Below are 1,851 nucleotides of genomic sequence, written 5' to 3'. Positions count from 1 at the left end.
TTATTCTTCCGTATTGGAATTTCAAAAGTTACCATTAACATCAGAATTTTTGTTTTTATTCAGTTTATTTCTGTGTTTAATTATTTTTTGAATTTATGAACTTAATTTAAGAAATTTTATGCTTCATTTTGCGAAAACATTCTCATTGACAACAAAATCGGAAAAATAAATTTGCCCTCGAAATATAATAAAAATAGGAGGATCAGTTATGGCTAATTTTATGCCACCTGCTGAATTAGCGAATGCTTTCATCGGTATCAGTAAAGCAAAAGCTAATAACAATGCGATGAAACTTTTTATGCTCGGGATTCTCGCCGGTGTATTTATCGGTTTTGCCGCACATCTCGCAACAACAGTTGCTACGGGTTGGACAATTGGAGGAACAGCAGCTTTATTCGGACTTAAAAAATTCTTTATCGGTGCTGTCTTTAGTGTTGGACTTATGCTGGTTATCATTCCGGGTTCCGAACTCTGGACCGGAAATAACCTGATGTTTATCGGCTTATTGAACAAAGATATCAGTTTGGGAAAATTATTAAGAAACTGGGGTCTTGTTTTTTTTGGAAATCTTGTGGGTTCGATCTTTCTCGCCTGGATCATCTCTTCCATGAGCGGACTTACCGGCGGAAATGTAGGCGGAACTGCTATTAATATTGCTTACGGAAAAGTTGCATCTACTGTCGATGGCGGCGCTCCTCACAACATTATGTATTTCTTCCGGGCGATCGGTTGTAACTGGCTTGTTTGCCTGGCTGTGATGATGGCAATCGCTGCCAAAGATATTGGCGGAAAAGTGCTGGCAATTTTCTTCCCGATCATGGCGTTTGTAACTTCCGGATTTGAGCATGCTATTGCTAATATGTATTTTATTCCTGCTGGAATTTTTGCTAAAGTATTTCCTGGTGCGATCAAAGCATCCGGAAAATCTGCTGAAGCTCTTGCTTCCTTGAATTGGGGAACTTTCTTCACTAATAACCTGATCACAGTTACTCTTGGAAACTTTGTAGGTGGAGCCATTTTTGTTGGAGCAATTTACTGGTGGATCTATGTTAAAGGAAAAAAAGTAGCGTAAAGAACATTGATTTTTTTAATAAAGGTTCGATCAATTTGGTCGAACCTTTTTTCGTAGTTCGGAACTTGTTCCGAAACCTTGAAGGTTTAGCAAACCATCAAGGTTTGTAAGATATGGAAAAATACGAACTACTTTCGGAATAAGTTCCGATCTACTCCCGTATAAATATTAAATCTCTTTCCTCTTGCAAATCCGATAATAAAAGTTTTATATTCCCAACCGAGCCTGATCGCTTCTGATGTTGGTGCTGATCTTGAAATTACAACAGGAATTCCAACTCTGATACATTTTTTCACAATTTCTGAGGAAATTCTTCCGCTGGTTAGAAGAAAACATTTCGTTAAATCAATATTTTGTATAATAGCCATCCCGAAAACTTTGTCTACTGCATTATGTCTGCCAATATCATCTGCATAAGAAATTATCTTATCATTTTGAACCAGACAAGCGCTGTGAACTCCACCCGTTTCTTTAAATAATCTCGAATACTCATTCATCTTTTTCATTAATTGCAAAATGTTTTGGGGATCAATTTTTATTTCTGGAAATTCATTCTTTTTTCCTATGATTGATGATGATAAAGTCGAACCGCAACCGGAAGTTTTTTCTCCAGTTTCAAAGAAGTTCTGAATCCTTTTATCAGGAATTTTCAAATCAAAATTGATATACATTTCCTCAAAACTAAAATTATAAGAAATTATTTCCTTTTTATCCTTGATGATCCCTTCCGAAAATAAAAAACCAAAAGCCAGTTCCAGTAAATTCTCACGGATTAACGC

2 protein-coding genes are annotated in these 1,851 nt (G+C 36.3%); one reads left to right on the top strand and one right to left on the bottom strand.

The features are described from left to right. Positions 1-208: 208 nt before the first annotated feature. Positions 209-1,072, top strand: coding sequence for a formate/nitrite transporter family protein (locus ENL20_11645; protein ID HHE39207.1), 864 nt, complete (start codon positions 209-211; stop codon positions 1,070-1,072). Positions 1,073-1,200: 128 nt separating this feature from the next. Here the strand turns inward: ENL20_11645 and fdhD are convergent. Then, the coding region (gene fdhD, locus ENL20_11640; GenBank protein HHE39206.1) for a formate dehydrogenase accessory sulfurtransferase FdhD at positions 1,201-1,851 on the bottom strand (651 nt) is incomplete at its 5' end.

The organism is Candidatus Cloacimonadota bacterium, from assembly GCA_011372345.1.
Taxonomy (GTDB): Bacteria; Cloacimonadota; Cloacimonadia; order Cloacimonadales; family TCS61; genus DRTC01.
Note: the sequence above shows the minus strand (reverse complement) of the source record. Positions and strands in the feature narration are given on the sequence as shown.